Genomic DNA, 21,189 nt, shown 5'->3' with positions numbered 1-21,189 from the left:
TGACCTGGTCAAACGGTTCTTCGGGCAGCCGGGTGCCAAATAAAAGACTGCGTCGCTTACTTGTCGAACGGCCGGCCCCGCCCCACACGCCCTGGGGCGGGGCGGCGCCCGACGTGACGCGAGGTCGGCGACGTTCCCTGCCCGCGGCGTCACACCTGTGAACCCGAAGAGCCTCCCGCCCACCCGGGTGCCGCCGCTCAGCCCCTCGACATGGTCCTCGCGATCCGCGCCGCATCACTCCCCAGCTCCCGCGGCATCCCGCTGACCTGGTTCGTGCAGCCGTGACGTCCATCCAGCACGCGAGACAGCGACGAGGTCTTCGAGGAGGTGGGCGATCCCCGTTGCGGCCCCGCTCTCATCGGCCTGCTGGACAGCGACAACCCGACCGTCCGCGAATGGGCGGCCATGGCCCTGGCGAGCCTGGAGATCGACGGCGCCATCGAGCCCCTGCGCCGCGCCTACCGCGCCTGCCTGGAACGGGCGACCCCACCGGACTGGACCGAGTCTGTCGGCATCCGCTGGGCGCTGACCGAACTCGACACCCGTAGCCCTGTGGTCCCCCCGCTCACCGCGCGCCTGCGGGCCACCACCGCAGATGATGCCCCTGGCTGGCCCACGACCCACTTCACCGAGATCATCAACGACCTCGCCGACCATGCCCAGGTGATCCTCTACTCCCAGTTCTGGCGGGTGGACGCCGGCCGCACCTATGGCGTCTCCGACACCGGCCTGGACTGGGAACTCGACTGGACCGCGCCCTGGGAGCACCTGGTCGAGGAGTCCCGCACCTGGTCGCTGCTGGAAGCCTCCGAAGCCCCCGCCGGCGACAACATCTTCGTCGTCCCCACCTGGATCGACCGTACCGACCTGCGCCCGGAGATGACCGATGCCGTTCCAGCACCCCAAGAGATCGGCTACGGCCATGTGGTCGAGAGCTACGTGACGAGGATGTACGCGGGCCTCCCGCGCTACCTCGTACTGAACGGCGGGCGCTTCCTGAGCCCCGGTTCTCGGCCAGAGCCCACGACACCAGGTTCCAGCCGGATCCCCGCTTGGCAGCGAGCCACTCCTGGGACCCGTCCAGCAAGGCTCCTTCAGCGGCAGTGTCGGACCCGGGCCGCGGTCGACAAGGCGTACGCGGACCAGGCCGCCGACGCCCAGCCGCAGGTCGACGAAGCGGCGTAGCCGCTCCCCCGCGCGCTGACCGAAGTCAGCACGCTGCGGACTCTGGGCGGACCGCAAAGGCCGCCCAACCCGCTCCGCCGCAGGTCAGACGGCCTTTCGCCGGACGGATCAGACGTTGAAGCGGAACGTTCACAACAACGCTCCCACCTGCGGAAACGTGGTTCTGAGGGGTCCAAGTCAGCATAGAATCAGCACCGTGGAGCGAGCTCCCTCTACGCCGACGGCGGCTGCACCTCCAGGATCGTCGCCGTCCCGCCGGCCACCGCGGTCTCGTAGAGCGTGATCCGGTCGCCCGGGGTGAGGTGCCTCCACCGCGCCGAGGTCAGGGGCAGGAGCCGCACCGGAGCCCGAGCGCCGGGCGCGAGATCACCAGCGAACTCGACCCACACGCGGGCGATGTCCAGGTCACGTTCTCCGTCCTCCCTCCGGTTGCCGATGTCCCACATCGGTCGCAGCACCCCAGCTCCAGGAATCGGCGTACGCCGGAACGTCTCACCGGCCGGTCGAAGCGCGAGATCAGCTCGGATAACACCCACTCGCGTCTCGGCGCCCCGCCACCAGCACCACTCCCGGCTCCGTTCGAGCCCCAGCATCCCGGCCGCCCGTCCCAGCTCCTCCCAGAAGCCCGTCGGCGCGGTCCATCCGTCACCCAGCTCCTGGAGCAGGTCGAGCGCCACTTCCCACTCATCGTGCACGGGGTAGTCCCAGACGTCGGACACGGTGAAGTCGTTGTCGGTGGCAACGTCTTCGGGCACTAGCAGAGAGGCGGCTTCAAGTATCCCGACGACGTCTATGCGCGATTATGGATCAGCAGCACAACTTCCCCTCGTGACGGCCACAATCGCTAGGGTTGTCCCATGACCGCACTGCCCGACTGGATGCGCCCGCCGCGCGCGGAAGGCTGGTTCGCGGAGGACCTGGACCGCCTCCCCGAGGCACCACGCCACACCGAGCTCATCGACGGAGCCCTCGTCTTCATGATGTCGCCACAGCGGTCCTGGCATGGCCGCCTCGTCACCGCCCTGACCACCACGCTCATGGCGCAGGCGCCGACCGGCTTCGAGGTCGAGCGGGAGATGACGATCCGCCTCGATGCCCGCAACCGCCCCGAGCCGGACCTCTTGCTGACGGACCTGCCCTATGACCCCGACCGCACGTGGTACGCCCCGGAGGACGTGAAGCTCGTCGTGGAGGCCGTGTCCCCCGAGTCCGCCCACCGCGATCGCACAGTGAAACTTCGCAAGTACGCAGAGGCCGGCATCCCGCACTACTGGTGCATCGAGGACGAGGACGGGGCGCCCGTCGTCCACGTCTACGAGCTCGACGAACCCACCGGCGCCTACGCGCCCGCCGGTATCTTCCGGGGCACCCTCCAGCGCCCGGTGCCCTTCGAGATCAGCGTGGACCTCGACGAGCTCACACCTCCGCGAAGCAGCTGAAATGTCAGCCCATGTCAGCACGGGAACACAGAAGGGTCGGACTCGTCAGAGTCCGACCCTTCTGACCTGCATATTTGACGAAGCTATCTAACATGCAGTAACGAGACGACTACACATTGAAGCGGAACTCCACCACGTCCCCGTCCTGCATCACGTACTCCTTGCCCTCCATGCGCGCCTTGCCCTTCGCGCGGGCCTCCGCGACCGAGCCCGTCTCCACCAGGTCCGCGAAGGAGATGACTTCCGCCTTGATGAAGCCCTTCTGGAAGTCGGTGTGGATCACGCCGGCCGCCTCGGGGGCCGTGGCGCCCTTCTTGATCGTCCAGGCGCGGGACTCCTTCGGGCCCGCCGTCAGGTACGTCTGAAGGCCCAGCGTGTCGAAGCCCACGCGGGCCAGCGTCGCCAGGCCCGGCTCCTCGGCACCGACCGACTGGAGCAGCTCCATGGCGTCCTCCTCGTCGAGCTCGGCGAGGTCCGCCTCCAGCTTGGCGTTCAGGAAGATCGCCTCGGCCGGCGCGACCAGGGCGCGCTGCTCGTCCTTGAAGGCTTCGTCGGTCAGCTCGTCCTCGTCCACGTTGAAGACGTAGAGGAACGGCTTCGTGGTGAGCAGATGCAGGTCGTGCAGCAGCTCGTCCTTCTCGGAGCCCTGGAGGATGCCCTGCGAGAAGAGCGTGTCGCCCCTCTCCAGGATCTCCTTCGCCGCCTCGACGGCCGCGACCTTCGGGGCCACGTCCTTCTTGATCCGGGACTCCTTCTGGAGCCGGGGCAGGACCTTCTCGATCGTCTGCAGGTCAGCGAGGATCAGCTCGGTGTTGATCGTCTCGATGTCGTCCTTCGGCGAGACCTTGCCGTCGACGTGCACGACGTTCTCGTCCTTGAAGGCGCGGATGACCTGGCAGATAGCGTCCGACTCACGGATGTTCGCCAGGAACTTGTTGCCCAGACCCTCGCCCTCGCTCGCGCCGCGCACGATGCCCGCGATGTCGACGAAGTCGACCGTCGCCGGGAGGATCCGCTGCGAGCCGAAGATTTCGGCCAGCTTGGTGAGCCGTGCGTCCGGGACGCCGACGACGCCCACGTTCGGCTCGATGGTGGCGAACGGGTAGTTGGCCGCCAGCACGTCGTTCTTGGTCAGGGCGTTGAACAGGGTCGACTTGCCGACATTCGGCAGACCGACGATTCCGATCGTGAGCGACACGTTGGCGACTTCCTGAGTGGAGAGTGAGGACTGGCGGGGGGCCGTACGGCCCTGCTTGGAGGGGCCGATCCACCAGTTTACGGGCGGGGCGCGCCGGGCAGCGACGGCCGCCGGAAGTCGAACGAACGGCCAAGGTCGGCCAAAGGGCGTGTCTGGTACCTCCGTACCGGCTCCCGGCGACCTACGTTGGTCGATGTGGAGCAGCACAGGACTCGTCGCCCCCAGCCTCGGCAGCGACCGCAGGACACTCTTCCCGCCCGGGGCGCACTCGCCGACGGGACCGTCTACCCCGTGCCCGCCCGGCCTCCGCGGCCCGCGCCGCCGGTCGTCCTCGCGCTGCGCCGACTGCCGAACCCCCGGCTGACCGGCCTCGGCGCGGGGCTGTTCGGGGCCACGGTCATGCTGGTGCTCGGCGGCCTGGACCAGCTGCTCCTGGGCGGTTCCGCCGTTGTCTACGGGCTGCTGTTCCTGTCCGTCAGCGCACTGACCGCACTGTGGGTGCGCGAGGCCGACGTGGTGATGGCTCCGGTCATCGTCCCGATCGCCTTCGCCGTGGGGATCGTGCCGATCTCGGGCGGCGACGGCGGCTTCGGCGGGCAGACCATGGCCGTCGTCACCGCGCTCGCAGTGCACGCGGGCTGGCTGTACGGCGGGACGCTGATCGCCGGACTGATCACCTGCGTACGCAAGGTACGGATGATGGGGCGCCGCCAGCGGCGCGCCCGTGCAGCACAAGGGCCGGGGCGATCGGGCGAGGGCGGCACCGGCGGCCGCACCCGCCAGAGCTGACCGGGCGGACAGCAGCACGCGTCACGACTTACCCGCCTGGGCGGACAGCACTCGGGGCTGACGGCATGGGCGCGGCCCCCGCCAGGGGCCCGTCGGCGACCCCGCGCGATTTCAGCGCCCCGCCGCCGCCATCGCCGCCCCCACGATGCCCGCGTTGTTCTGCAGCTCCGCGGTCACGATCTCCGCCCGCACGCCCTCGATCAGCGGCAGGAACTTGTCGGCCTTGCGGCTCACCCCGCCGCCGACGACGAACAGCTCCGGGGAGAACAGCATCTCCACGTGTGCCAGGTACTTCTCGACCCGCCGGGCCCAGTGCGCCCAGCTCAGGTCCTCGTCCTCCTTGGCCTTGCTGGAGGCGCGCTTCTCGGCGTCGTAGCCCTTCAGCTCAAGGTGGCCCAGCTCGGTGTTGGGGACCAGGCGGCCGTCGATGAAGACCGCGCTGCCGATGCCCGTGCCGAACGTCAGCAGGATCACCGTGCCCTTGCGGTCGCGGCCCGCGCCGAACGTCATCTCCGCCACGCCCGCCGCGTCCGCGTCGTTCAGCACGGTCACCGGCAGTCCACCGAGGTGGTCGCCGAGGAGCCGTGCCGCGTCCTTGTCGACCCAGCCCTTGTCGACATTGGCCGCGGTGCGGGTGACGCCGCCGGTGACGACGCCGGGGAACGTGATGCCGACCGGCCCGGTCCAGCCGAACTGGGCGACCACCTCGGCGACGCCGTCCGCCACCGCGTCCGGCGTCGAGGGCTGCGGGGTCGGCACCTTGTGGCGCTCCGCGGCCAGGTCGCCCCGCTCCAGGTCCACGGGAGCGCCCTTGATCCCGGAACCGCCGATGTCCACTCCGAAGACATTCATGGACACAACGTTACGGGCAGGTGCTGACGGTTACGAGCGGGATCGGCCAGGCCCGGCATGGCCTACTGACCGGACAGCTCGGCCGCCTCAGCGCGCAGGTCGCGGCGCAGCTCCTTGGGCAGCGAGAAGGTGATCGACTCCTCCGCTGCCTTGACGATCTCGACGTCCTCGAAGCCTCGCTTCGACAGCCACTCCAGCACGCCCTCGACGAGCACCTCGGGCACCGAGGCGCCGGAGGTGACGCCGACCGTGGAGACGCCCTCGAGCCACGCCTCGTCGATCTCCTCGGCGAAGTCGACCAGGTGCGCGCCGCGGGCGCCTGCGCCCAGTGCCACCTCGACGAGCCGTACCGAGTTCGACGAGTTCTTCGAGCCGACGACGATGACGAGGTCGGCCTCGGCGCCCATCTGCTTGACGGCCGTCTGGCGGTTCTGCGTCGCGTAGCAGATGTCGTCGCTCGGCGGGGAGATGAGAGCGGGGAACTTCGTCTTCAGGGCGTCGACCGTCTCCATCGTCTCGTCGACGGAGAGCGTGGTCTGGGAGAGCCAGACGACCTTGTCGGGATCGCGGACCTCGACCTTGGCCACGTCCTCGGGGCCGTCGACGAGCGTGATGTGGTCGGGGGCCTCACCGGAGGTGCCGATGACCTCCTCGTGGCCCTCATGGCCGATCAGGAGGATGTCGTAGTCCTCCTGGGCGAAGCGCACGGCCTCCTTGTGGACCTTGGTGACCAGCGGGCAGGTCGCGTCGATGGTCGCGAGCTTCCGCTCGGCGGCCTCCTCGTGCACGATCGGCGCCACGCCGTGGGCGGAGAACATGACGATCGACCCCTCGGGGACCTCCGCCGTCTCGTCGACGAAGATCGCACCCTTCTTCTCCAGGGTCTGCACGACGTACTTGTTGTGGACGATCTCGTGGCGGACGTACACGGGTGCCCCGTACTGCTCCAGGGCCTTCTCCACGGCGATCACGGCACGGTCCACGCCCGCGCAGTAGCCACGGGGAGCGGCGAGGAGGACGCGTCGGGCAGGCGGGGTAGCAGTCATGCGTCCCATCGTAAGGCCGCCCACAGCGGGCGATGATCGCCTGTGGACAACGCGCCGACCGTACGCGGGCGACGGAGGATCGCGGCTGCGCTGATCCCGGAGGTGACAGGCGGGGTGTGGACGTCGATCGCCGTCGTGGTGACGGCGCTGCTGAACACGAGGGGCATGCGGTGGTGTGCCCCACGGCGGCGGGTGACGGGCGGCGGTGATGATGCCGGTGGTGTGACGGCAGGGCGACCGGTTCGGGTCGCGGGAGTTGTCGTACCCGGCCGTTACTCTCGCCCGTATGGCTCTCAACACGTCCGCGGAAGCCCCCCTGCCCGTCGGCGAGGTGTCCCGGCTCATCGGAGGGTGGATCGACCGGCTCGGGGCGGTCTGGGTGGAGGGACAGATCACCCAGCTGTCGCGACGGCCTGGTGCCGGGGTCGTCTTCATGACCCTGCGCGACCCGTCGTACGACATCTCGGTGAGCGTCACCTGCTTCCGGCAGGTGTTCGACGCGGTCGCGGATGTCGTGTCCGAGGGCGCGCGCGTCGTGGTGCTCGCGAAGCCGGAGTGGTACGCGCCCCGGGGGCAGCTGTCGCTGCGGGCGACGGAGATAAGGCCGGTCGGCATCGGTGAACTGCTCGCCAGGCTGGAGCAGTTGAAGCGTTCCCTGGGCGCGGAGGGCCTGTTCGCGCCGGCCCGCAAGCGGGCGCTGCCCTTTCTGCCGCACCGGGTGGGGCTGGTGTGCGGGCGGGCGTCGGCGGCCGAGCGCGACGTGCTGGAGAACGCGCGCCGCCGCTGGCCGCACGTCCGGTTCGAGGTGCGCAACGTGGCGGTCCAGGGCGTACACGCCGTGACCCAGGTCATCCAGGCGGTCAAGGAGCTGGACGCGCTGGACGACGTCGACGTGATCATCGTGGCGCGCGGCGGAGGCAGCGTGGAGGACCTGCTGCCGTTCTCCGACGAGCAGCTGGTGCGTGCCGTGGCCGCGTGCACGACACCCGTCGTGTCGGCCATCGGGCACGAGCCGGACACGCCGCTGCTCGACCTGGTGGCCGACCTTCGCGCGTCGACGCCGACCGACGCGGCGAAGAAGGTCGTCCCGGACGTGAGCGAGGAGCTCCAGCGCGTGCGTCAGCTGCGGGAGCGTGCGCTGCGGACCGTAGAGGGGCTGCTGGACCGCGAGGAGCGCGGCCTCGCCCACTGTCTCGCCCGCCCCTGCATGGAGCATCCGAAGCGGATGGTCGAGCAGCGCGAGGAGGAGGTGGACGCGCTGCTGGCGCGCAGCCGGCGGGTGCTCGGGCATCTCCTCGACCGCGCGGATTCGGAGCTGGCGCACACCAGGGCGCGGGTGCTCTCGCTGTCCCCCGCGGCAACGATGGAGCGGGGTTACGCGGTGCTGCAGCGTGCCGACGGCGCGGTCGTCCGCTCGCCGGAGGATGTGAGCGCGGGCGACGGGCTGCGGGCGCGGGTCGCTCACGGGGAGTTCGCGGTGCGGGTCGAGGAGTGACGGCGCGGGACTGTGGCTCGGGCGGCCGCAGCGGACATACGTACGTTTCTGACACATAGGGTGGACGGCATGGCTGCCAAGACGGAAGAGGCCGCGCTCGGTTACGAGCAGGCGCGGGACGAGCTGATCGAGGTCGTACGCCGCCTGGAGGCGGGCGGGACGACGCTCGAGGAGTCGCTCGCGCTGTGGGAGCGCGGCGAGGAGCTGGCAAAGGTGTGCCGCCATTGGCTGGAGGGCGCGCGGGCACGCCTGGACGCGGCGCTCGCCGGCGCCGAGCCGGACGCTGACGGCGGCGAGAGCTAGGGCGCCGGCTCTCGGGGCCGTGTGAGTCGGATCACGACAGCCTATGTTTAGTTGAAGATTAAACCTCTCGCTTGTACGGTGAAGTCGTTGGTTGACCCACTATCCGTTTTCGGAAGGTATAGCGCCGATGTCGCTCGTTCTTGATCCCGCCGCCCAGGACCTCCTCTTCCGCGAGGCCCGCACCGCCAACACCTTCACCGACGAGCCGGTGACCGACGAGCAGGTCAAGGCGATCTACGACCTGGTCAAGTACGGGCCGACCGCCTTCAACCAGACCCCGTTGCGCGTCGTGCTGGTCCGCTCCGCCGAGGCCCGAGAGCGTCTCGTCACCCACATGGCCGAGGGCAACCAGGCCAAGACGGCTGCCGCCCCGCTGGTCGCGATCCTGGCCGCCGACAACGATTTCCACGAGGAGCTCCCGACGCTGCTGCCGCACTTCCCGCAGGCCAAGGACCTCTTCTTCAGCGAGCGCCCGGTCCGCGAGTCCGCCGCGAACCTCAACGCCGCGCTGCAAGCCGCCTACTTCATCGTCGGCGTCCGCGCCGCCGGCCTGGCCGCCGGCCCGATGACCGGTTACGACGCCGCGGGCATCCAGAAGGAATTCCTGGACGACGACCACACCCCGCTGATGGTCGTCAACATCGGCAAGCCGGGGGATGACGCCTGGTTCCCGCGCTCCCCGCGCCTGTCGTTCGACGAGGTCGTCACCACCGTCTGAGCCGCCACGCGCGCCTACGGGAAAGGCCGCCGCCGTCGGGTGCGGCGGCCTTCGCCGTATGCCCGCGACCTGCGCGGCGCTACTGCCTCGTGGACGGGCTCGCGGCGGCCGAGGGCTTGGCGGTCTCCTCCGGCGCACCCGGCCGCGGGCTGAGCGCGGCAGCCATCTCCGCCAGGCGGGCCGGGGAAGCCGTGCCGGTGACCACCGTCGTCGCGCCGTCGGCAGCCAGCACCAGGGCGTCGTACTTGGGCCCCTCCCACAGCTGCCAGGTCTCGCCGGCCACCTGCCGGGTCCTGTCGGTCCGGGCCGCCCGGTGGGTGACCTCGCGCACGTACTTGTCGGCGGGCTTGGCCGTGGACTGCTCCACCGCGACGTACTGGTCGTCCGGGTCGAGGAAGCCCACGTGCCAGGCGTGGGCGTCGGCGCGGTCGAAGCTGACCGACGTCGCCCTCCACTGCCCGCCCAGCCCCTCCGGCACGGCGACCTGATACGGAGCGGCCCGCTGCGCCGTCACCAACTCGACGCGATAGTCGACCGTCCTGATCGGGTCCGCGTTCTCGTCGTGCGGAACGAGCATGTAGATGCCCGCCACCACGACACCGATCACCGCCATGGACTGGAACATGCCACGGATCGTCTGCTTGCCTCGCATACCTGCCACGCCCCCATGGTCGCATCATGGTGTTGTGCTCAGGCGTGGGCCCCTCTGCTCAATTTATCGATGTACCGATAGAGTCACAGCACCCTCCATATTCCCGGCCGTCGCCGTACAGAAAGGTGCGCTCCGATGACCGAGCATCATCTGCCGTCCGAGCTCGAGGTCTCCCCCGAGGCCCCCGACCGCAACCTCGCCCTCGAGCTGGTGCGGGTCACCGAGGCCGCCGCCATGGCCGCCGGCCGCTGGGTAGGCCGCGGCGACAAGATCGGTGCCGACGGTGCGGCGGTCAACGCCATGCGAACCCTCGTCTCCACCGTCTCGATGAACGGCGTCGTCGTCATCGGCGAGGGCGAGAAGGACGAAGCGCCCATGCTCTACAACGGTGAGCGGATCGGCGACGGCACCGGCGCCGAGGTCGACATCGCCGTGGACCCGATCGACGGCACCACGCTCAACGCCAAGGGCATGCCGAACGCCATCGCCGTCCTGGCCGCCGCCGATCGCGGCACCATGTTCGACCCGTCCGCGGTCTTCTACATGGACAAGCTGGTGACCGGCCCCGAAGCCGCCGACTTCGTCGACATCAACGCCCCCGTCTCGGTCAACATCCGCCGGGTCGCCAAGGCCAAGAGAATGTCCCCCGAGGACGTCACCGTCGTGATCCTGGACCGCCCCCGCCACGAGGGCATCGTCAAGGAGATCCGCGAGACCGGCGCCCGGATCAAGTTCATCTCGGACGGCGACGTCGCCGGTTCGATCATGGCCGTCCGCGAGGGTACGGGCGTGGACATGCTGCTCGGCATCGGCGGTACGCCCGAGGGCATCATCTCGGCGTGCGCCATCAAGTGCCTCGGAGGCGTTATCCAGGGCAAACTGTGGCCCAAGGACGCCGCGGAGCGCCAGAAGGCGATCGACGCCGGGCACGACCTGGACCGGGTGCTGTCCACGAATGACCTGGTCAGCGGCGACAACGTGTTCTTCGTCGCCACCGGCATCACGGACGGCGAGCTGCTGCGCGGCGTCCGCTACCGCTCGGAGACCGCGACCACGTCGTCCCTGGTGATGCGCTCGAAGTCCGGCACGATCCGCCAGATCGACTCCACGCACCGGCTCTCGAAGCTGCGTGCGTACAGCAAGATCGACTTCGATCGCGCGAAGTAGCAGCCGGTCGTCGGACGTGTGACATACGGGAAGGGGCGCCCCTCGTGCGGGGCGCCCCTTCCCGTATGTCGCGTGTGGCCGCTGTCGTGCGCTCAGGCCGCCGACGGAGACTTCTTGAGCTCCACCTCGCGCCGGCGGCGCCGGGCCAGGACCACACGGCGCTCGGCCGCCGTGAGGCCGCCCCACACGCCGTACGGCTCCGGCTGGAGCAGGGCGTGCTCCCGGCACTCGACCATCACGGGACAGCGGGCGCAGACCCGCTTGGCCGCCTCCTCGCGCGACAGACGGGCGGCCGTCGGCTCCTTGGAGGGGGCGAAGAAGAGTCCGGCCTCGTCGCGGCGGCACACCGCCTCCGCGTGCCAGGGACCGGCCTGATCCTCCCGAGCAGGGATGCGCTGAGGCGGAACGGCGGCTACCTGCAAGGACTGATGCGGCAGTTGCAGCACGGTCTACTCCTGACGACGGATTCGCGAGCGAGAGACGATGCAGCAGTCCCTACCCGCTGTGCGCACTCCTATGCACTGAGTGGCACTGAGTTCCGACGCACGGAATTGCGTATCGGCACGCGCGGCGCAAAATGCTCCGGTCCGCGCGGCCGTCAGCCGAGGTGTTTGCGCAGGCGGTCGTGGAGATCGGAGATGCGGCGGCCCCGCTTGGGCTTGGCCTCGACATTGCCGAAAACGGAGTAGCCGTTGACGACGACCACGGGCGCCTCGGGGTCGGCGGCCTCCAGGGTGAGGACCTCGAAGTTCCCGAAGAATCCCGTGCCGCTGCCGCGCAGCGTGATGTTCTCAGGGACGCGGACCTCGACGCTGCCGAAAATGGACGTCGCGTTGATCACGGTGAGGCGCTGGCCGAACAGGGCCTCGGTGAGGTCGATCTCGACGCTGCCGAAGAGGGAGAACGCGTTCGTCCTGCGGCCGACGCGCCAGCGGCCCTTGCGGGTGGAGCTGGAGAAGACGGCGACGAGGTTCTCGGCGGGGCCGGTGGGCTCGTCGGCCTCCTGGGCGTACGGGGCGCCGCCGGTGCGCCGGCCGGCCGCGGGCAAGTCCCTGACGATCGGCTCCAGTTCGCCGAGGGTCTTGGCACGGTAGACGGCGTCGATGCGCTCGGAGTGCTCCTCGGCGTCCAGCCGGCCCTCGGCGAGGGCGTCCCTGAGGATGTCCGCGATCCGGTCGCGGTCGGCGTCCGAGGCCCGGATGGCATGCTCGGCGCGGCCGGTCTCCACGGGCACGGCCGGCTTCTGGGGCTGCTTCTCGAGGTCCACGGAAGCAGCCTAGCGAAACGCGATAGATCGCGACCAGGGGCGGCGGGGGCGGAACCCGCCGCAATCGGCCGAATTCCCACGGACGGCGGCCTTTTTGCCTATTCACCCGGGCGCGCCCGCCGCCGACGCCCGACCCGGCCCGCCGCCGACGCCCGACCCGGCCCGCCGCCACGTCCTCGCCCACACCCGACACCCGCATCACGACGGCGCCCCAGGAAGCCCGCGCCCGGGAAGCCCGCCCTCAGGGCGGCCACGCCCGCCCCCACCACGACCGCACCCGGGAAGTGAGCCTTACCTCACAGGATCGGGGCCGCGGGGGCGCTCTACGCTGGAGGGCGCTGCCAATGGAGGCCAGCCGCTGTCTGCGAAGTGAGGAATGGGCGAAATGCCGGAGTTCGCGTATACGGATCTGCTCCCCCTGGGAGAGGACACCACCCCGTACCGGCTGGTGACCGCCGAAGGTGTCTCCACCTTCGAGGCCGACGGGCGCACTTTCCTCAAGGTCGAGCCCGATGCCCTGCGCACGCTCGCCGCCGAGGCCATTCACGACATCCAGCACTATCTGCGTCCGGCCCACCTGGCGCAGCTGCGGCGGATCATCGACGACCCGGAGGCGTCGTCCAACGACAAGTTCGTCGCGCTCGACCTGCTGAAGAACGCCAACATCGCCGCCGCCGGCGTGCTCCCCATGTGCCAGGACACCGGCACGGCGATCGTCATGGGCAAGCGCGGACAGAACGTGCTGACCGAGGGCGGCGACGAGGAAGCCCTCTCGCGCGGCATCTACGACGCGTACACCAAGCTCAACCTGCGCTACTCGCAGATGGCTCCGCTCAGCATGTGGGAGGAGAAGAACACCGGCTCCAACCTGCCCGCGCAGATCGAGCTGTACGCGACCGACGGCGGCGCGTACAAGTTCCTCTTCATGGCCAAGGGCGGCGGCAGCGCCAACAAGTCCTTCCTCTACCAGGAGACGAAGGCCGTGCTCAACGAGGCGAGCATGATGAAGTTCCTGGAGGAGAAGATCCGCTCGCTCGGCACGGCCGCCTGCCCGCCGTACCACCTGGCGATCGTCGTCGGCGGCACCAGCGCGGAGTTCGCGCTGAAGACCGCCAAGTACGCCTCCGCGCACTACCTGGACGAGCTGCCGTCGGAGGGTTCGGAGCTCGGGCACGGCTTCCGTGACGAGGAGCTGGAGAAGAAGGTCTTCGAGCTCACGCAGAAGATCGGCATCGGCGCGCAGTTCGGCGGCAAGTACTTCTGCCACGACGTACGCGTGGTGCGTCTGCCGCGGCACGGTGCCTCGCTGCCCGTCGCGATCGCCGTCTCCTGCTCGGCCGACCGCCAGGCCGTCGCGAAGATCACCGCCGAGGGCGTCTTCCTGGAGCAGCTGGAGACCGACCCGGCGCGCTTCCTGCCGGACACGACGGAGGAGCACCTCGCCGAAGAGGGCGACGTCGTGCGGATCGACCTCAACCGTCCGATGGACGAGATGCTGGCCGAGCTGACGAAGTACCCGGTCAAGACGCGCCTGTCGCTGACCGGTCCGCTGGTCGTCGCCCGTGACATCGCGCACGCGAAGATCAAGGAGCGGCTCGACGCGGGTGAGGAGATGCCGCAGTACCTGAAGGACCACCCGGTGTACTACGCCGGTCCGGCCAAGACTCCCGAGGGCTACGCCTCCGGCTCCTTCGGCCCGACGACGGCAGGCCGGATGGACTCCTACGTGGAGCAGTTCCAGGCGGCCGGCGGCTCCAAGATCATGCTGGCCAAGGGGAACAGGTCCCAGCAGGTCACCGACGCGTGCGGCACGCACGGCGGCTTCTACCTCGGCTCGATCGGCGGCCCGGCCGCGCGCCTCGCGCAGGACTGCATCAAGAAGGTCGAGGTCGTCGAGTACGAGGAGCTCGGCATGGAAGCGGTGTGGAAGATCGAGGTGGAGGACTTCCCGGCGTTCATCGTGGTCGACGACAAGGGCAACGACTTCTTCAGCCCGCAGGAACTCTCTCAGCCGACCTTCACCAGCATCCCGGTGCGTGGCCCCGGCCTGGCGTAGCCCGGCCCTATGCGCCCCCGCTGGCCTGTGCTGGCGGGGGCGTTGTGCTGCCGCGCCTCGGGCGCTGCCGCCCGGTTTCCTGTTCTGGAAACTCGAACCCCTTGCGTCTCTGGTCAGTTGCTCGCGAGCATCGAGCAGGACACGACGGAGCAGGCCAGGGAGGGAACCCCGTGAAGGTCACGAAGCTTGTGAGTTCCTGCGACATCAAGGATTGCCCCACGATCTATGCCACCGACAGGGGCACCCTGCTGGTGCAGGGGGAGACCCCCACGGACCATGGGCTTGAGATTCCCGCACACGAAACCGTGGTAGAGATCCCGGAACAACTGGTGCTTGACCTCATCCGGAAGGGTCTTCGTGGGGCCTAAGACTCTCGGGGAACTGTTCGACACCTTCGAGCAAGAGGCATTCCGGCTAGAGACGCTGGATGACTACAGCAAGTCGGGAAACGTGGACGTCTACCGGGCGTTCCTCGCCGGGGAGCCTCAACCGGCCGACTACAACGAAGCCTGGGTGTCGGAACTCCGTTCTCATACAAGCAAGGGCAGGCGCGTCTATCGCGTTCACACTCTCTCTCGGCCCCTCACTCCGTATCTGCGATTCGAACTCGGTTGGGGCTACCAGAGGAACGCGACGGGAGGTGAAGAGTTCTTCATCCTCGACATCACAGAGAAGGCGAACCCCCTCCAAGGGGCTCCGGATTTCTGGCTATTCGATAACATCGCACCGGCGGTCATGAACTACGCGGAAGATGGTTCTTTCCTCGGGACAGACGTGCTCCCCGATGAGCGGGCAGGCGAGTTCCGCACCTACAGGGATACGGCCTTGGCCCACGCCGTACCGTTCCCCGAATGGTGGGCGAAGTACAGGGAGTGAACAGAGCACAGCTAGGGGCCGCACTGCGGGCGCTTCGGCAGGCATCCGGGAAGGAAGCTAAAGCCGTCGCCCGCAGTGCTGTCATGTCTGCAAGCAAGCTGAGCAAGATTGAAACGGCCAAGGTCGCTCCGTCCGTCGTAGACGTTGAGCGCATTCTTACAGCCATCGGTGTTTCGGATGAGGTCAAGGCAGAATATCTAGAGGCTGTCAGAGCAGCAGCGACAGAGGCCACAGCTTGGCGTCTTGTCCGACGTATGGGGGTGCATAAGGCGCAGCAGCAGACGAGAGCTCTAGAGGCTCAAATGACGTTGCTGCGGCTCTTCCAGCCAGCTTTGGTCCCTGGCCTTCTACAGACTCCCGAATACATCCGAGCGATTCTCTCTCGGCATGACCTCGGCGAGGACGTGCTTACCCGGACGATCAGTGCCCGGATAGAACGGCAACAGGCCCTGTACGACTCGGCCAAGGAACTCCACTTCATCATTACTGAGCCCGTACTGCGGTGGCGTATCATGTCAGCCGCCAGGTGGCGGAACAGATAGACAGGCTCGTCTCTATTTCTCGGCTGCCCAACATAGACATTCGCATCGTTCCCCTGTCGGAGCGACAGCAGGACGTAGCCAATCACGCCTTCGTCATCCGGGATGACAGGACAGTCACCGTCGAGACCGTTCACGCAGAGGTCGTCGTAACCGATCCCAGAGACGTTGCGCTGTATGTGCACAAGTTCGAAGGGTTCGCCTCCACGGCGCTATCCGGAGATGCCATGCGCGCCATGCTCGAAGGCATCCGAGATGACTTCTTGCGCGAACAGGAAACCGGCTAGGCGGAGTCCGCTCGTCACGGAATGATTGCTTGCCGCGGTAGTGAATCAACCGGGAGGCAGTCAGCCATGAGCGACACAAAGACGACGAGCGCACCGCCAATTCGCATGTCGCTCCCTCCTGACGCTCCGAAACCGGCCAACGGGTGTGGTGTGTGTGCCGCATTGGCGAGACAGCGGGAAGCGGCGCGTCAGAACGGCAGCGGGATCACGGTTCAGAACTGCACGGACGAGTTGCGGAATCATCCGCACCGCAGGGCGACTGACCGGAAAAGCGTATGACCGCCACCAAGGCCCCCCGTCAGCGAGCCGACAAGCCTATTCGGCTTGGGCACCCTGCAAAGGCTGTAGACCCGCAGCAGGGAGCGCCTCGAACCTATTGCGGTCTCTGCGCAGGATGGCGTGGCATTTGGTGCCCCGTGTGCTGCGGCTTCGGGGGGTGCCGTACCTGCCGCTGCACGTACAAGGTGCCGTGCCCCGCGTGCTCCGGCGGGAGGTTGAAGCCCATCCGATGGTGAAACGGTTCCTACTTCTCTTACGGAGCTACGGCTGGATCAGCTTCGTGATCACGGTCTTCGTGCTTTGCGCGTGGATCATCACTGCCGCTTCCAGTGGAAACCTATGAGCCCCCGCCCCGACAGCCCCGTGAACCCTGGACAGGTCGAGCCTGTCGGGGCGGGTTTCACCCCCATCTCAAGAAAGGGGCACAACCAGTATGACCGTCATGCTCGAAGCCCCGAGCGGCACGACATACCGCGACCCTCGGGCGCTGCTGAACGCGGTACGTCCGTACGTCAAGGAGTGCACCTACAACGTCTTCGAGAGCCCCGGTTCCGAGGGTGATCTGTGGACCCGCGAGATCGCGCTTCTCAAGCGGGACAACTCGCTCATGCTCGACGACACGGCGGAACGCATCCTCGGCAACGCGGTGGCCTACCTGATCACGGCCATGGAGCGGCCGGAACTTCACCTCGGCGTCGGTAGGACGGTAGACATCGGGGTCCATCAGGTCATCCTCGACACTCCCGTGTACTTCGCCTTCTGCGAGTTGTACAACGGCGGCAGGTACAAGCACCACGCGCCCCTCATCGAGCGACGCCGGGACGGTCTCGTTCTCCGCACTGCGGACGTGATCCGCGAGCAGGGGTTCAACCCGGACGAAGAGCTGTGGTCCAAGGACGGGTCCGACTGCTCACCGTGCGACAACAAGGTTCCCGACAGCCACTGACCAACCCATGAGTTGCCCCGCCCTGCTCCCCCGAGGGGCGGGTCAACCGCCCGTTCAACTCCCCGAAGGAAACCATTGGCCGCTCAGCACAACTTCGCCCACGAACGCGAACTCTGGAACACATTCGCCGTGTCGACCAAGAAGGACGTCATCGAGTCTGAACCGGTGTTCAGGTGGACGCAGTACGCCGACCACGGCCCCGGCCCCGAAGTGCTGGGACAGCCTGACAGCGTGCTGGAGATCGGTTGCGGCACGGGACGCGCGCTTGCGTTCCTCGCGCAGCAGGGCATCAAGGCGCGCGGGGTCGACATGTCCCCGGTCATGGTGGCCCAGACCTCGGCACGGTGGGGGCCGCTTGGCGTCGACTTCGTGTGCGCCGAAGTGCTGGACTTTCTGCGCGAGGACACGCAGACCTATGACGCCGTCTACTCCGTGTTCGGCGCAGCCTGGTTCAGCGACCCGGCGCGGCTCTTCCCTCTGGTTCGTGCCCGGCTGAACCCTGGGGGCGTATTCGCATTCTCCCAACCGCCGGCGATCCCCGGATCGTACGGCCCTCAAGGCATGTACAAGGGCGGTTTCGCGGGTAAGGCTCTGTTCAGCTACCGATACAGCTACACGCCCCGGAAGTGGAGGAACCTTCTCCATGGGGCGAGCTTCGCGGAAGCTGAGGCACAGGTTCTCGACGCACCAATGCCCGACCACATCGGCACGCTGCTAGTGCGAGCTGTCGCCCCCTGATCCTGGCCGCTCTGCCCCGCGCCATGCCCGCGCTGCGAGTGCTGTCGGGATCACCGGGCTGACCCCTTAGGCCATATTGTCGGCCCGTCCGTCTGCCGTGGCCCCGTGGCAGATGGGCGGGCAGCGCGCTTCACAGCGGCGCACACAGACGACGGAGCCCCGGCCCCTCGAATTCGACGAGCGCGAGGGTTCGGGACGCGGCAGAGCCGGAGTCCGCTCAGCCGGACACGGCAGAGCCGGAGTCGCCCGCAGGGCGGCTCCGGCCGCCGTGATCTATGCGAAGCGCTGCTCCGCCGAGCCGTCGCACGGCGCCAGGCGCGCGCCGTCGCCGGGCCGGCCCAGCGTCACGCACAACGACTGCGCCGCCGCCGGGCGGAGCGTGGCGCCTGAGCGGACGAACTGCTGGTTCGTGCCACCGTGGCAGTCCCACACGATCAGTTCCTCACCCGCCCGGTACGTACCTTCCGGGACGTCCGTGCACCGGTCCTGGGTGAGTTCCGAGTGCAGGGAACGGCGCGCCGGGTCGTACCACCAGCCCTGGTTGCGGCCCGCGTGGCAGTCCCAGGCCACCAGGGGCGTGCCGTTGCGCGTCTCGGCGCCCTTGACGTCCAGGCACGGCCCCGACGCGGCCTTCAGCGGGCCGTAGGCGTCGTCCCACGCCAGCGGGGACAGCACCGGCCTGCCCGTCGACGCGACGTCCGCGCAGCTCGCCTCCCGCGCGGTCGATGCGTACAGCTGCGTCAGGCACGACGCGAAGGCCGCGTGGCCGCCTCGGTTCGGGTGGAAGGACTGGCGGACCGAATTGGCGTCCGGCGGGAAGGGGTTGGTGAGGTCGACGTACAGCCCGCGCGCCCAGGTCTGCTCGTAGCAGACCTCGTGGCCGTGGAAGAGGCGGGAGTTGTCGAGGTACACGGCGCCCGTGCTGCGCGCGGCCTGGCGCATGCCGCGTTCGAAGGCGGGGACGGCGGTGTTGCGGCCCCACACCGTGTCGGAGTCGTAGCCCATGCCGCCGCAGGCGAGCTTGCCGGGGAACTTCGGGTTGTCGCGGAAGTCCGGGCCGATCGGGCTCGGGTAGCCCATCACGACGAGCTTGTAGTCACCGTCGGCGTAGCCGGCGTCCCGCATGACGGTGCGCAGGTCGCGCACGGTCTGTTCGACCTTGGGGACGAGGGCGTCGACGCGGGCCCGCCAGCCGGGCGCGTACTTCGGCTCGCAGGGGCCCTGGAGGAGCAGGTAGCGCGTGACGCAGTCGGTCATCACGGGGCCGAACTGGAGGTCGTCGTTGGCGCCGGCGACCAGCAGCACCATTTTGATGCGGGTGTTGCGGGCCTTGACGGCGAGGTTGTCGCTCTGGACGAGTTCGTCGGCGTACTGCTTGTGGCCGCCGATGCGGATGTTGCCGGTGTACGCGCCGGAGCAGGAGACGTTGTACGTGACGTCCGCGGCGATGCCCGTGCGGTGGATCGCGGCGTCGGGCGAGCGGTGGCACCAGTTGTCGGGGCCGTTCGTGCCGGGCTCGTAGGTGCCGACGCCCTCGCCGGAGATCTCGCTGTCTCCCAGCGAGATCAGGCCGGTCCTGCGCTGTGCGAGCGGGCGTTCCTCCGGGCTGCCGTAGAGTGCGGTCGCCTCGGCGGCGCGGACGGCTTCGAGTTCGGGCGGCAGCGGCACCACCGCGGGCGACGAGGACACAGCCGGGGTGCCGGCCGCGGCGGGGTCGGTGAGCGTCGTCCCGCCCAGGACGGTGGCGAGTACAGCGGCGGCGGCCACGGTACGACTCAGTGTGCGAAGTCTTGGGCCTGTTCCCTTCATTGTGCCTCCCCGAGTTGTGGTTACTCCGGGTATTTACTGGCGGGTAGCGCAGTTGGGAATAGACGGAACAAGACAACTGCTCAACTTTTCCAGAGGTTTCGGGAGGAAGGACAGCGATGAGCGACGCCGACGCGGACGGGTTCCGGATCGAGCACGACTCCATGGGAGAGGTGCGGGTGCCCGCGCACGCCAAGTGGCGGGCGCAGACTCAGCGGGCCGTGGAGAACTTCCCCGTGTCCGGTCAGCGCCTGGAGCGCGCGCACATCGAGGCCCTGGCCCGTATCAAGGCGGCCGCGGCCCGGGTAAACGCCCAACTGGGCGTCCTGGACGCCGACATCGCGCAGGCGGTCGCCGACGCGGCGGCGGAGGTCGCCGACGGCCGGTGGGACGATCACTTCCCGGTCGACGTCTTCCAGACCGGCTCCGGCACGTCGTCCAACATGAACGCCAACGAGGTCATCGCGACGCTCGCCACCGAGCGGCTGGGCCGCGACGTGCACCCCAACGACCATGTGAACGCCTCGCAGTCGTCCAACGACGTCTTCCCCTCCTCCATCCACATCGCGGCGACCGCGGCCGTCACGGGTGACCTGATCCCGGCGCTGGAGTACCTGGCAGGCTCCCTGGAGCGCAAGGCGACGGAGTTCGCGGCGGTCGTGAAGTCCGGCCGTACGCATCTGATGGACGCGACGCCGGTGACACTCGGCCAGGAGTTCGGCGGCTACGCGGCCCAGGTCAGGTACGGTGTCGAGCGCCTGAAGGCGTCGTTGCCGCGGCTCGCCGAACTGCCCCTGGGCGGCACCGCCGTGGGGACCGGGATCAACACCCCGCCCGGCTTCTCGGCCGCGGTCATCGCCGAGGTCGCGCGCACGACCGGCCTGCCGCTGACGGAGGCGCGCGACCACTTCGAGGCGCAGGGTGCGCGCGACGGCCTGGTGGAGACGTCCGGCCAGCTCCGTACGATCGCCGTCGGCCTGACCAAGATCTCCAACGACCTCCGCTGGATGGCGTCCGGACCGCGTACGGGGCTCGCCGAGATCACCCTGCCCGACCTCCAGCCCGGCTCCTCGATCATGCCGGGCAAGGTCAACCCCGTGGTCCCGGAGGCCGTTTTGATGGTGGCGGCCCAGGTGACCGGCAACGACGCCACGGTCGCGGCCGCGGGCGCGGCCGGGAACTTCGAGCTCAATGTGATGCTGCCGGTGATGGCCAAGAACCTGCTGGAGTCGGTGCGGCTGCTGGCGTCCGCCTCCCGGCTGCTCGCCGACCGTACGGTCGACGGCATCACGGCGAACGTCGAGCGGGCACGCGAGTACGCCGAGTCCTCCCCCTCCGTCGTCACCCCGCTCAACAAGTACATCGGCTACGAGGAGGCCGCGAAGGTCGCCAAGAAGTCACTCGCCGAACGCAAGACGATCCGTGAGGTCGTGCTGGAGTCCGGCTATGTGGAGCGTGGGGCCCTGACCGTCGAGCAGTTGGACGAGGCGCTGGACGTGTTGCGTATGACGCACCCGTGACCCGGTTCGCAGCGAGGCGGGCGCCTTCCTC

Annotated in this window: 21 protein-coding genes and 1 pseudogene; 14 read left to right on the top strand and 8 right to left on the bottom strand. The window is 68.6% G+C overall.

Annotated elements, in window-relative coordinates:
• Nucleotides 1-327: 327 nt before the first annotated feature.
• Nucleotides 328-1,185: a HEAT repeat domain-containing protein gene (locus tag ACH5AF_RS22005; RefSeq protein ID WP_398903400.1), complete on the top strand. Its 858-nt coding sequence runs from the start codon at nt 328-330 to the stop codon at nt 1,183-1,185.
• A 212-nt stretch (nt 1,186-1,397) separates the two neighbouring features.
• Here the strand turns inward: ACH5AF_RS22005 and ACH5AF_RS22000 are convergent, their stop codons facing one another.
• On the bottom strand, nt 1,398-1,940 hold the full coding sequence (locus ACH5AF_RS22000) for a hypothetical protein (protein ID WP_398903399.1): 543 nt from the start codon (nt 1,938-1,940) through the stop codon (nt 1,398-1,400).
• A 102-nt stretch (nt 1,941-2,042) separates the two neighbouring features.
• Here ACH5AF_RS22000 and ACH5AF_RS21995 point away from each other — a divergent pair, with 102 nt between their 5' ends.
• Nucleotides 2,043-2,624, top strand: coding sequence for a Uma2 family endonuclease (locus ACH5AF_RS21995; protein WP_398903397.1), 582 nt, complete (start codon nt 2,043-2,045; stop codon nt 2,622-2,624).
• Nucleotides 2,625-2,733: 109 nt separating this feature from the next.
• Here ACH5AF_RS21995 and ychF read toward each other — a convergent pair whose 3' ends face one another.
• Complete coding sequence (gene ychF / locus ACH5AF_RS21990) at nt 2,734-3,822, bottom strand: redox-regulated ATPase YchF (protein WP_398903395.1); 1,089 nt, start codon at nt 3,820-3,822, stop codon at nt 2,734-2,736.
• A gap of 195 nt (nt 3,823-4,017) precedes the next feature.
• Here ychF and ACH5AF_RS21985 point away from each other — a divergent pair, with 195 nt between their 5' ends.
• On the top strand, nt 4,018-4,611 hold the full coding sequence (locus ACH5AF_RS21985; protein WP_398903393.1) for a DUF6542 domain-containing protein: 594 nt from the start codon (nt 4,018-4,020) through the stop codon (nt 4,609-4,611).
• Between the two features lie 111 nt (nt 4,612-4,722).
• Here the strand turns inward: ACH5AF_RS21985 and ppgK are convergent, their stop codons facing one another.
• Both ppgK and ACH5AF_RS21975 read right to left on the bottom strand, forming a co-directional pair.
• Nucleotides 4,723-5,463 (bottom strand): polyphosphate--glucose phosphotransferase, encoded by a 741-nt coding sequence (gene ppgK, locus ACH5AF_RS21980; RefSeq protein ID WP_398903392.1) that lies wholly within the window; start codon nt 5,461-5,463, stop codon nt 4,723-4,725.
• Nucleotides 5,464-5,525: 62 nt separating this feature from the next.
• Nucleotides 5,526-6,518, bottom strand: a complete 993-nt coding sequence (locus ACH5AF_RS21975; protein ID WP_398903390.1) for a 4-hydroxy-3-methylbut-2-enyl diphosphate reductase — start codon at nt 6,516-6,518, stop codon at nt 5,526-5,528.
• A 277-nt stretch (nt 6,519-6,795) separates the two neighbouring features.
• Here ACH5AF_RS21975 and xseA point away from each other — a divergent pair, with 277 nt between their 5' ends.
• The 3 genes from xseA to ACH5AF_RS21960 all read left to right on the top strand — a co-directional run bounded on the left by xseA (nt 6,796) and on the right by ACH5AF_RS21960 (nt 9,025).
• Complete coding sequence (gene xseA, locus ACH5AF_RS21970; protein ID WP_398903388.1) at nt 6,796-8,004, top strand: exodeoxyribonuclease VII large subunit; 1,209 nt, start codon at nt 6,796-6,798, stop codon at nt 8,002-8,004.
• Between the two features lie 69 nt (nt 8,005-8,073).
• Entirely contained in the window at nt 8,074-8,307 is a 234-nt protein-coding gene (locus ACH5AF_RS21965) for an exodeoxyribonuclease VII small subunit (RefSeq protein ID WP_398903386.1), read from the top strand.
• Between the two features lie 127 nt (nt 8,308-8,434).
• Nucleotides 8,435-9,025: a malonic semialdehyde reductase gene (locus ACH5AF_RS21960; RefSeq protein ID WP_398903384.1), complete on the top strand. Its 591-nt coding sequence runs from the start codon at nt 8,435-8,437 to the stop codon at nt 9,023-9,025.
• 79 nt (nt 9,026-9,104) lie between these two features.
• Here ACH5AF_RS21960 and ACH5AF_RS21955 read toward each other — a convergent pair whose 3' ends face one another.
• Nucleotides 9,105-9,677 (bottom strand): DUF4245 domain-containing protein, encoded by a 573-nt coding sequence (locus ACH5AF_RS21955; protein WP_398903672.1) that lies wholly within the window; start codon nt 9,675-9,677, stop codon nt 9,105-9,107.
• Between the two features lie 135 nt (nt 9,678-9,812).
• Between ACH5AF_RS21955 and glpX the strand changes: the two genes are divergently transcribed.
• A complete protein-coding gene (glpX, locus tag ACH5AF_RS21950; protein WP_398903382.1) occupies nt 9,813-10,844 on the top strand; it encodes a class II fructose-bisphosphatase in 1,032 nt (343 codons plus the stop codon).
• A 92-nt stretch (nt 10,845-10,936) separates the two neighbouring features.
• Here the strand turns inward: glpX and ACH5AF_RS21945 are convergent, their stop codons facing one another.
• Together ACH5AF_RS21945 and ACH5AF_RS21940 are read right to left on the bottom strand one after the other, a co-directional pair.
• Nucleotides 10,937-11,290, bottom strand: coding sequence for a WhiB family transcriptional regulator (locus tag ACH5AF_RS21945; RefSeq protein WP_177150775.1), 354 nt, complete (start codon nt 11,288-11,290; stop codon nt 10,937-10,939).
• Nucleotides 11,291-11,442: 152 nt separating this feature from the next.
• Nucleotides 11,443-12,111, bottom strand: a complete 669-nt coding sequence (locus ACH5AF_RS21940) for a DUF1707 domain-containing protein (RefSeq protein ID WP_398903380.1) — start codon at nt 12,109-12,111, stop codon at nt 11,443-11,445.
• 385 nt (nt 12,112-12,496) lie between these two features.
• Here ACH5AF_RS21940 and ACH5AF_RS21935 point away from each other — a divergent pair, with 385 nt between their 5' ends.
• From ACH5AF_RS21935 to ACH5AF_RS21910, 6 genes and pseudogenes are all read left to right on the top strand, one after another.
• Nucleotides 12,497-14,167, top strand: coding sequence for a fumarate hydratase (locus ACH5AF_RS21935; RefSeq protein WP_398903378.1), 1,671 nt, complete (start codon nt 12,497-12,499; stop codon nt 14,165-14,167).
• Between the two features lie 170 nt (nt 14,168-14,337).
• Complete coding sequence (locus tag ACH5AF_RS21930) at nt 14,338-14,535, top strand: hypothetical protein (RefSeq protein WP_398903376.1); 198 nt, start codon at nt 14,338-14,340, stop codon at nt 14,533-14,535.
• Complete coding sequence (locus tag ACH5AF_RS21925) at nt 14,501-15,043, top strand: DUF6879 family protein (RefSeq protein WP_398903375.1); 543 nt, start codon at nt 14,501-14,503, stop codon at nt 15,041-15,043. The genes ACH5AF_RS21930 and ACH5AF_RS21925 overlap by 35 nt, the downstream gene beginning before the upstream one ends.
• Nucleotides 15,040-15,869, top strand: a pseudogene (locus ACH5AF_RS21920) (helix-turn-helix domain-containing protein). The gene ACH5AF_RS21925 and the pseudogene ACH5AF_RS21920 overlap by 4 nt, the downstream one beginning before the upstream one ends.
• A 712-nt stretch (nt 15,870-16,581) precedes the next feature.
• Nucleotides 16,582-17,094, top strand: a complete 513-nt coding sequence (locus tag ACH5AF_RS21915) for a hypothetical protein (RefSeq protein ID WP_398903373.1) — start codon at nt 16,582-16,584, stop codon at nt 17,092-17,094.
• Between the two features lie 75 nt (nt 17,095-17,169).
• Complete coding sequence (locus tag ACH5AF_RS21910; protein ID WP_398903371.1) at nt 17,170-17,832, top strand: class I SAM-dependent methyltransferase; 663 nt, start codon at nt 17,170-17,172, stop codon at nt 17,830-17,832.
• 273 nt (nt 17,833-18,105) lie between these two features.
• Here ACH5AF_RS21910 and ACH5AF_RS21905 read toward each other — a convergent pair whose 3' ends face one another.
• Nucleotides 18,106-19,641 (bottom strand): ricin-type beta-trefoil lectin domain protein, encoded by a 1,536-nt coding sequence (locus tag ACH5AF_RS21905; protein WP_398903369.1) that lies wholly within the window; start codon nt 19,639-19,641, stop codon nt 18,106-18,108.
• A gap of 116 nt (nt 19,642-19,757) precedes the next feature.
• Here ACH5AF_RS21905 and ACH5AF_RS21900 point away from each other — a divergent pair, with 116 nt between their 5' ends.
• Entirely contained in the window at nt 19,758-21,158 is a 1,401-nt protein-coding gene (locus tag ACH5AF_RS21900; protein ID WP_398903368.1) for a class II fumarate hydratase, read from the top strand.
• The last annotated feature ends 31 nt before the right edge of the window (nt 21,159-21,189 follow it).

It is taken from the genome of Streptomyces sp. NPDC018833 (assembly GCF_044390825.1).
Taxonomy (GTDB): domain Bacteria; phylum Actinomycetota; class Actinomycetes; order Streptomycetales; family Streptomycetaceae; genus Streptomyces.
This window is presented reverse-complemented; position numbering and strand designations above follow the sequence as displayed.